This window comes from Microcystis sp. M53602_WE12, assembly GCF_030065455.1.
In the GTDB taxonomy this organism is placed as follows: domain Bacteria; phylum Cyanobacteriota; class Cyanobacteriia; order Cyanobacteriales; family Microcystaceae; genus Microcystis; species Microcystis aeruginosa.
Window position 1 is genome coordinate 1 of the sequence record NZ_JASJFB010000743.1, and the last position, 8,232, is coordinate 8,232.

An 8,232-nucleotide genomic window follows, 5' to 3' on the forward strand; every position below is an offset into this window, starting at 1 on the left:
CACACAGAAATTTACGCTTGGGGAGTAGTCTTTAAGAGTGCTTACCTTGTAGGTGTAGTCGGACTAGACATGAAACTGTAAGACCAAAATTAGCTTTGCTAGTAGCGGCAAGATTCAGCCCAAGAATCTCCGCACTTTTAGTGCGGAGAGTGTCAACTCCTAAGTAATTCGTTTAACAAAGGCAATTATGGATATTTTGACACTTGGTTGGGTTAGCATTCTCGCCCTGTTCACTTGGTCGATCGCCATGGTGGTTTGGGGTCGTAACGGTTTCTAGGTAATCTATAGATACCATGGAAACATCCTTGATTCTGAACACTCTCTTTCTAGTCGCCTTAATTCTCCTCGTTATCGTTAGCGGTGGCATTCTCTACCTGACGACTACAGAATGGCGCGATCGCCGTCGTCAAGATGGCGATAAAAAATTAGGAAAATAATCCTGAACAGGTGTACTTAATTACGCCTGTTTTTCATTTACTATGATTAAAATACTGCACTTATCGGATATTCACATGGGGAGCGGTTTTTCCCATGGACGTTTAAATCCAAAAACGGGATTAAACACGCGTTTAGAGGATTTTATGGGCAGTTTAAGCCTCTGTATCGATCGGGCTATTGCCTCCCCTGTGGATCTAGTGCTTTTTGGGGGAGATGCCTTTCCCGATGCCACTCCTCCTCCTTTTGTTCACGAAGCTTTTGCCAGTCAATTCCGTCGTCTTGCCGATGCTAATATCCCGACGGTGTTATTAGTGGGTAATCACGATCAACATTCTCATGGTAATGGCGGTGTCAGTCTCTCCATCTATCGTACCCTAGCGGTGCCTGGTTTTATTGTTGGCGATCGCCTTACCACCCATCGCATCACCACCCGCAATGGCGATATCCAAGTCATTACTTTACCCTGGTTAACCCGGGCCACTCTCTTAACCCGTCCCGAAACCGAGGGTTTATCCTTGAGTGGGGTAAATGAATTATTAATTAACCGTTTGGAACCAGTTTTAGAAGGAGAAATTCGCCAATTAGATACAAGTGTACCAACAATTTTATTAGCCCATTTAATGGCCGATCGAGCTAGTTTAGGAGCAGAAAGATTTTTAGCGGTTGGTAAAGGTTTTACCGTACCTTTATCGCTGCTAAATCGTCCACAATTCGAGTACGTTGCCCTCGGTCATGTTCACAAACATCAAAATCTTAATCCTAGCAATGATCCGCCCATTGTCTATCCAGGGAGCATCGATCGAGTGGATTTTAGCGAGGAAAAAGAAGATAAGGGCTATGTTCTAATAGAAGTGGCTAAAGGAGAGGTTAAATGGGAATTTTGTCCTTTACCCGTGCGTCCTTTCCGTTCCATCGAAGTGGATGTTTCTGAGGCAGAAAACCCCCAAAAAGAATTGCTAAAAGCTCTCAAAAAACACGATATTCAGGAAGCAGTTATCCGCTTAGTTTATAAAATTCGCAGTGAACAATTAGAACTAATCAACACCAATCAGCTTGACGAAGCGTTAAAAACTGCCCATAGTTATAGTATTCGGGCTGAGTTAATTAGTCAATTAACCCGTCCCCGTTTACCGGAATTAGGGGTGGGTAATCAATTAGATCCGATGGAGGCGTTAAAAGCTTATATCGATAATAAGACAGATTTGCGCGATATTGTCGATGATATGTTAGAGGCAGCCCAGCTTTTATTAAATCAACAGCCAGAAATTTGGCTAGAGGAAGAAACCTCGATTTAGCTATCAGTTATCAGTTATCAGTTATCAGTTATCAGTTATCAGTTATCAGTTTACTGCTCACTGAAACATCTTCCCTATCCCTCTTTGAACTAACAATGAGTTTATGTCTTAATCCCGATTGTCTATATAACAATGATCCTACAGATAAATTCTGTCAAAAATGTCGCTTTCAATTATTACTAAAAGATCGTTATCGTGCTATAAAATTAATTGGTCAAGGAGGTTTCGGTAAAACTTTTCAAGCAATTGATGAGGATAAACCTTCTAAACCTTATTGTGTGATTAAACAATTTTTTCCTAGCGCTCAAGGTAGCAATGCTCTCAAGAAAGCGGCGGAATTATTTAAAGAAGAAGCGATTAGTTTAGATAATCTCGGTCAACACCCACAAATTCCCTCCCTCTATGCCTATTTTACCAGCAATGATGGGCGACAATATCTTGTTCAAGAATATATTGAGGGAGAAAATCTAGAACAAGAATTACAAAGCGAGGGAGTTTTCAATGAGGAAAAGATCAAACATCTTTTATTGGAAATTTTGCCAATTCTTGATTTTATCCATGCTAAAAGAGTCATTCATCGGGATATTAAACCAGCTAATATAATTAGGAGACGCAGCGATAATAAAATAATTTTAGTGGATTTTGGTGCCTCTAAATTCATGCCCATTGCTAACCTTTCCCTGACAGGAACAGTGATCGGTTCGCCGGGATATATCGCTCCAGAACAAAGCAATGGCAAAGCGATTAATAGCAGTGATTTATATAGTTTGGGAGTCACTTGTATCTATTTATTAACGGGAATATCTCCCTTTGAATTATTCGATGTGAGTGAACATGAATGGGTATGGAGAAAGCACCTGATTAATAATCCTGTTATTGTTGAATTAGGTAAAATTTTAGATAAATTAATTGAATTTGGCACCAAAAAACGTTATCAATCAGCCGGGGAAGTCCTGCAAGAGTTAGCAGTCAAATTAGCCTTCGTGATTCCGCCAAAACCCCGATCACAGAATACAATTCAAGAAACGGTTTTGCCAGTTTTTCCAGCCGCCACCAGGGAGGAAATTAACCTCAAAAGTGCCAAGGAAATTGATTACACTAACCTACGGGATTTCTTAGCGCAAGAAAAATGGCAAGAGGCAGATCAAGAAACGGCTAATCTCTTCTTAAAAGTTGCCGATCGAACTAAAGAAAAATATCTTAAGATAGAAGACATAGATAACTTTCCCTGTGAAGATTTAGCCACTATCAATCAACTCTGGTTAAAATATAGTCAGGGAAAATTCGGTATATCTGTTCAGAAAAGAATCTATGAAAGTTTGGGAGGAAGCAGCAATTATGATCAACAAAAATGGAACGCTTTTGGAACAAAAGTCGGTTGGCGAGTTAATAACAAGTGGTTATACTACGATCAAATTACTTTCTCTCTCAAAGCACCCTGGGGACATCTCCCCACCCTTGTGTGGGGTGTGGGGGGTGGGATAATTCTTTTTTCTCGTCTGGAAACCTGTGCCATGGACGGAGTTTCTAGCAGGGGATAAATTGACTTAAAAACTTTTCTGGAGAATTAAACAATTTCTCCCTTCGCCAGTGCGGATATATTGTAAAGTATCAGTAAGAGAACGCATAAAAATTAATCCTCGATCGCTTTCCATTTCCAAAGGTGCGAGAGGATGTTGTTGTAGAGAATCGAGTTTGGCTTGCAGATCAAAAGGTTGACCGTGATCCCATATTCTTATTTCTAGAGAATGGGACTGTAAAGTTAATTCTAGATCGATCGGTGTAGTCGGTGGTAAATGTTGGTGAGCGTAACGGACAGCATTAGTAAATCCTTCTGCTAAAGCCACCTTACACTGCCAAAGCACCGAGTCAGGTAGAAAGGAACTGCCGTGAGATTCAAACCATTGTAGGACTGGGATTAAAGCTGCCAATTCCGTCCGGACTTGTAGATAGAATTGGAGGGGGGAAGAAGGGGAATTTAAGACTTCAGAAGGCACCACTGTTTTTTTGAAAGAGAATCAAAATTGTTTTAAAAATCAGTTGTAGATCGTAGCCTAAACTCCAATTTTCTTGATAGCGCAAATCTAGTTGAATTACCTCTTCAAAATTACTCACCCGAGAACGACCATTCACCTGCCATTCTCCCGTCATACCGGGTTTTACATCTAAACGTTGCCATTGGGGAACATCGTAGCGTTCCACCTCATCGGGGGTGGGAGGACGAGTGCCAACAAGACTCATTTCACCGGTGATCACATTCCAAAACTGGGGCAATTCGTCTAAACTGGTGCGACGTAAAAATTTTCCTACCCGGGTAATCCGGGGATCATTTTTATTTTTAAAAAAAGCTCCCTCCGCTTGATTAGGGATTTTATCCTTGAGTGCTTCTGCATCCACACACATGGAACGAAACTTAAGAATTTTAAATTCCTTTCCCAACCAACCGCAGCGGGTTTGACTGAAAAAAATTGGACCCGGACTGTCTAACTTAATAGCAATAGCAATGGGGACAAAAATAACCCCCGTGATTAATAAACCCACGATTCCACCAACAATGTCAAGACCGCGCTTTAACCAACTGCGAATCGAGGGATGGGTTTCCGGTAGATGGTTTTCATTGGCAGTAAAGCCCTTTTCTTGGGCTGCTAGGGGGGAGGTTTGGAAAGTGAATAATTGATCTAGTCCCGTAATCGATAAAACCCCCATCACTGGGGGATGGACGTTAGCCAGAGCTAACTCGATATTTTTTTCCCTAGCCGCTTTGAGATTATGCACTAAAGCACCCACACCACTACTATCCATAAATTGAGTGGCATTTAGATCAAGAATGACTTTTTCGGGAGTGGGTGTTTGGGCGATGAGATGGTGAAACAAATCCTTGAACTGTACTGCTTCCAAGACAGTCAAGCGATCGGGCATCCGCAAAACGGGATACTCCATCGGAATGATCAGAAAACGTGTTTCAGGAATTTGGGAAGTCATCGACACAAAGAGGTGGTTTGATAGATGAACAAGGCCTGATGACCCACTTAAATGTTTACTACACTTTTCCCCAAATACCAATGGGTAATGTCAGAGATTACCTGTGATCATCGGCTAACGAATCTCACCTAGGGGCGGACGGCCTTGGGTTTGGGCTTTCGCTTTGGCTGCACTCTTTCTCAGGGCATCTAAACGGGTCTCATAACGCTTACGCAGACGACGGTTGGGCGTTTGTTCAATTAGGGTTTTAAAGGCACTGCCTAGGCTCTTGTAGGCGTTGGGGAGAGAATAACCGAAACGGGTGGCCAAGGCGATCGCTTTTTCATCGGCTTCGATCGCTTCTTTGAGAATTTTATCGCCATTATTTTTGCGCCAGAGACGATAACCGGAAATCCCACATAATCCCATAGCCAAAAGCAATAATAACCCGTCCTGTACCCATAATTCCCCCACCGCACCACCTAAGCCAATAGCGAGGGCGGCCATTTCCCAGCCTTCCCGGGGAATACTATCATTTTGAATCCTGGCGACTTCATGCCAAAAGAGCAAATTACGCTGATCGATGGCTAAATTTTCCCATTTGGCTAAATCTATCTGAATTTCTACCTCATCTCTGCCAATTTCTTCACAACGGATCAGGGGGGGATTAACCTCTGTGGAACCTTCTACCGTTACCCAACTTTGTAATTCTGGAGGTAGTAGGGTTTTTAGGCGCCGAAGTTCGCTCATTTCGGCTCGTGCAGAGGAGGCCGCATAAGATGTCATAGATTTTTTACCTATTCTCTACCAATGACGATGATTTCTATTTTCGATCATAGCGGTCTTTTTTGTGATCTTGGCAGCTTTTGGCCCTAGAGAGCATTTTCAGTGATCAGTAAACAGTGATGGAAGTGGGGAAGTGGGGAGTGGGGAAGTGGGAAGTGGGGAAGTGGGAAGAAACCATCCATAACTGGGTTTTTAAAGTTCGATTGGGAGTCAATCATACTAAGTAGGTGGGTGTTAAAAATTGTCAGATACCCCCCTTATTAAGGGGGGATTAAGGGGGGATCAGCACCCCCCTTATCAAGGGCGATCCCCCCGCCTATCGGCACCCCCCTTATCAAGGGGGGCAGGGGGGATCAAAGACAAAATCTCTCTTCTATTTACTTATTAAATAGACTGTAACTTGTGCTGGCTAATGCTCAAATATATCTTTGTATTGCTGTAAATCTAAAGCGGTGAAGATGGGGATACAACTAAAGCATTTTTGGGCTAATTCCCATCTTTCTTCCCTTTGCATCATCACAATTAATTTATCTCGCACTGACAGTAAATAGCGCACATCGTTAGCAGCATAACTCAGTTGTTGTGGGGTGAGATTAGCGGCATTTCCCCAATCAGAACTCTGAGCGGTTTTGTCTAATTCTATGCCTTCCAATTCCTGCACGAGACTTTTTAAACCGTGACTGCTGGTATAAGTCCGAGCCAGTTTACTGGCGATTTTGGTGCAGAAAATCGGTTGAGTGGCAATGCCGAAAGTATGGGATAATTGAGCCACATCAAAACGGGCGAAATGAAAGACTTTTTCTATCCGCTCATCTTCCATGACCTTTTTGAGATTAGGAGCCTCTGTTTGCCCCCTAAAAACGCGAATGGCAGTGACAAAACCACTGGGATCACAGAGTTGAATTAAACACAGTCGATCGCGCCCCGGTATTAATCCCATAGTTTCTGTATCTACAGCGATCGAATTAACCCCTAGATAACGGGATAATAGGTCATCGCTTAAATCTCGATCGCACACTTGAAAATTGTCTAAGTTCATATAGTTAGAAGATAGGAGACAGGAGACAGGAGACAGGAGGGAAATTTGTAATGCTTTTGCCTATCGCACGACTGCCTTTATTTCCCTGATAAGTAGTTGGACAAAAGTAAAGTTAACTGTGGGGTAAGGAGTCGGTCGTCAGTAAGAATTGCGGCAATTTACATTTCTTAAGATAGACCACAGAATTTATGTCCGACTACTTAAATGATAACTGATAACTGATGTTAAAAACTGGTAATTAAATTTAAGTATCATCGGGGGGATTTTGTCAACGCTTTTTAACAAAAAGTTGTGTAAAATAATATTCACCAACATTATTTTTAGCGATACCGATACCGGTGAGATTATAATCACCAACCATATTTTTTTGATGGCCGGGGCTATTAATCCAACCCTTGACGGCAACGCTAACGGGGTCAGGATATCCCTTCATAAAAGCCAAATTTTCGCCCATTTTTTCTAAAGGAATCTTCCTTTGTACTGCCTTGACTCTTCCCGCAAAACCATCATGACTAAAAGGAGCCTGTTTATGGGCCATTTTTTGACTAAATAAGCGAGCTTCATGACTAATACGAGCATCGAGACGTAGGGGCGGTAAATTTTGAGAAATTCGGTAGCGATTAACTTGATAATTAGTGTTTTCTTCGAGGGTAATTAAAAAAGATTGATTCTGGATAGGATCGTAGCTAAGGGAATTAGTAGAAACAGGAGCGGATTGACGTTTTAGAAATATTTGAGTAAAGTACAATTTTCCTTGATTATCCGTCGCTACTCCAATCCCGGTACTATCAAAATCTCCCTCCATATTTTTCCGATGACCTTGACTTTTAATCCAGCCATCCACAGCAATCATTACCGGGTCATCATAACCTTGATTAACTGCCACATTTTCCCCCACCGCTTCATAGGGAACCGAAACACCAATAGTTTGCGCTCTTTTGTCAAAATCTTGATGACTAAAAGGAACTAAACCCGCGGCCATGCGTTGGCTATGTAATCTTGCTTGTTGCGAAATTGTCCGATTTAACAGTAGGGGAGATAAATTGCGAGATTGACGATAGCGATTGACCTGTTGATAGATTTTATTCTCTAAAACAAGTAAAGTTGCCGCATCTAAAGGAGAGGGAGAAGGAGCGGGAGAGAAAGATGGCACGAGTTCCGTAAAAGAGCTATAGTTTAAGGCACTACAGGCCATTAAACTTGTCGATACAAGCATCAAAATTCCTAACCGATAAGGTTTCTTAAAAAAACTTTTCATCAAAAAAATTGGGTCTGAAACCCCGCCGTTCTAGGTTGGATTTACTGTTAAATACTAGCGCATTTACAGGATATATGCCAGAAGGTCAGGTATGGGGAAAGCCGATCGCTACCGATTTTACCCAACACCAGAACAAGAGTCGCTATTGCGGCACACCTTGGACTGTGTAAGATTAGTTGACAATAAAGCTCTCCATGTCAGAACACAGAGAAATCACAGCGAAGGGGTTTGAGTTGAATTTCCCTATTTCCCCATTTTCCCAGTCCTGGTGGCGACCTGTTGACCAGAGGGGGGTAAATCTGTTAAGTAGGATTTGCTGAAAAAGTTTGTTGGTGGGGGCAGGGTGTGGGGTGTGGGGTGTGGGGTGTGGGGTTTTACCGATTTTGAGGTAGTCAGTTACCTAATTTTCAGGGAAAAAGTACCTGAATTTTACCCCCGATCCCTCCAATGGTCGG

At 42.3% G+C, this 8,232-nt stretch carries 9 protein-coding genes and 1 pseudogene; 5 read left to right on the forward strand and 5 right to left on the reverse strand.

Features of this window, described 5'->3' with window-relative positions; genetic code table 11:
• Window positions 1-187: 187 nt before the first annotated feature.
• The 4 genes from petN (at window position 188) to PX482_RS22995 (ending at window position 3,274) form a co-directional block, all read left to right on the forward strand.
• Window positions 188-277: a cytochrome b6-f complex subunit PetN gene (gene petN, locus PX482_RS22980; RefSeq protein ID WP_012265708.1), complete on the forward strand. Its 90-nt coding sequence runs from the start codon at window positions 188-190 to the stop codon at window positions 275-277.
• 16 nt (window positions 278-293) lie between these two features.
• On the forward strand, window positions 294-437 hold the full coding sequence (locus PX482_RS22985) for a hypothetical protein (protein ID WP_002736416.1): 144 nt from the start codon (window positions 294-296) through the stop codon (window positions 435-437).
• A 42-nt stretch (window positions 438-479) separates the two neighbouring features.
• Window positions 480-1,733, forward strand: a complete 1,254-nt coding sequence (gene sbcD / locus PX482_RS22990) for an exonuclease subunit SbcD (protein WP_288123071.1) — start codon at window positions 480-482, stop codon at window positions 1,731-1,733.
• Between the two features lie 95 nt (window positions 1,734-1,828).
• On the forward strand, window positions 1,829-3,274 hold the full coding sequence (locus PX482_RS22995; RefSeq protein ID WP_043998831.1) for a serine/threonine-protein kinase: 1,446 nt from the start codon (window positions 1,829-1,831) through the stop codon (window positions 3,272-3,274).
• Window positions 3,275-3,280: 6 nt separating this feature from the next.
• Here PX482_RS22995 and PX482_RS23000 read toward each other — a convergent pair whose 3' ends face one another.
• From PX482_RS23000 to PX482_RS23020, 5 genes are all read right to left on the reverse strand, one after another.
• Window positions 3,281-3,733, reverse strand: a complete 453-nt coding sequence (locus PX482_RS23000) for an ATP-binding protein (protein WP_002756968.1) — start codon at window positions 3,731-3,733, stop codon at window positions 3,281-3,283.
• The gene (locus PX482_RS23005; RefSeq protein ID WP_288094385.1) at window positions 3,720-4,715 is read right to left on the reverse strand and encodes an anti-sigma factor antagonist; all 996 of its coding nucleotides are present in this window, start codon (window positions 4,713-4,715) and stop codon (window positions 3,720-3,722) included. Before PX482_RS23005 ends, PX482_RS23000 begins: the two co-directional genes overlap by 14 nt.
• Window positions 4,716-4,829: 114 nt before the next feature.
• Window positions 4,830-5,480: a DUF3318 domain-containing protein gene (locus PX482_RS23010; protein WP_002756971.1), complete on the reverse strand. Its 651-nt coding sequence runs from the start codon at window positions 5,478-5,480 to the stop codon at window positions 4,830-4,832.
• A 409-nt stretch (window positions 5,481-5,889) separates the two neighbouring features.
• Complete coding sequence (locus PX482_RS23015) at window positions 5,890-6,519, reverse strand: ribonuclease D (RefSeq protein ID WP_288026676.1); 630 nt, start codon at window positions 6,517-6,519, stop codon at window positions 5,890-5,892.
• A 268-nt stretch (window positions 6,520-6,787) separates the two neighbouring features.
• Window positions 6,788-7,777, reverse strand: coding sequence for a CAP domain-containing protein (locus PX482_RS23020; protein WP_288123073.1), 990 nt, complete (start codon window positions 7,775-7,777; stop codon window positions 6,788-6,790).
• Between the two features lie 91 nt (window positions 7,778-7,868).
• Here PX482_RS23020 and PX482_RS23025 point away from each other — a divergent pair.
• A pseudogene (locus PX482_RS23025) lies at window positions 7,869-7,985 on the forward strand (helix-turn-helix domain-containing protein); the annotation flags it as partial.
• Between the last annotated feature and the right edge of the window lie 247 nt (window positions 7,986-8,232).

Excerpts from the sequence above, each read along its gene's own strand:
- petN (WP_012265708.1), top strand. The coding sequence starts at position 188 with ATGGATATTTTGACACTTGGTTGGGTTAGCATTCTCGCCCTGTTCACT.
- PX482_RS22985 (WP_002736416.1), top strand. The coding sequence starts at position 294 with ATGGAAACATCCTTGATTCTGAACACTCTCTTTCTAGTCGCCTTAATT.
- sbcD (WP_288123071.1), top strand. The coding sequence starts at position 480 with ATGATTAAAATACTGCACTTATCGGATATTCACATGGGGAGCGGTTTT.
- PX482_RS22995 (WP_043998831.1), top strand. The coding sequence starts at position 1,829 with ATGAGTTTATGTCTTAATCCCGATTGTCTATATAACAATGATCCTACA.
- PX482_RS23005 (WP_288094385.1), bottom strand. The coding sequence starts at position 4,715 with ATGACTTCCCAAATTCCTGAAACACGTTTTCTGATCATTCCGATGGAG.
- PX482_RS23010 (WP_002756971.1), bottom strand. The coding sequence starts at position 5,480 with ATGACATCTTATGCGGCCTCCTCTGCACGAGCCGAAATGAGCGAACTT.
- PX482_RS23015 (WP_288026676.1), bottom strand. The coding sequence starts at position 6,519 with ATGAACTTAGACAATTTTCAAGTGTGCGATCGAGATTTAAGCGATGAC.
- PX482_RS23020 (WP_288123073.1), bottom strand. The coding sequence starts at position 7,777 with ATGAAAAGTTTTTTTAAGAAACCTTATCGGTTAGGAATTTTGATGCTT.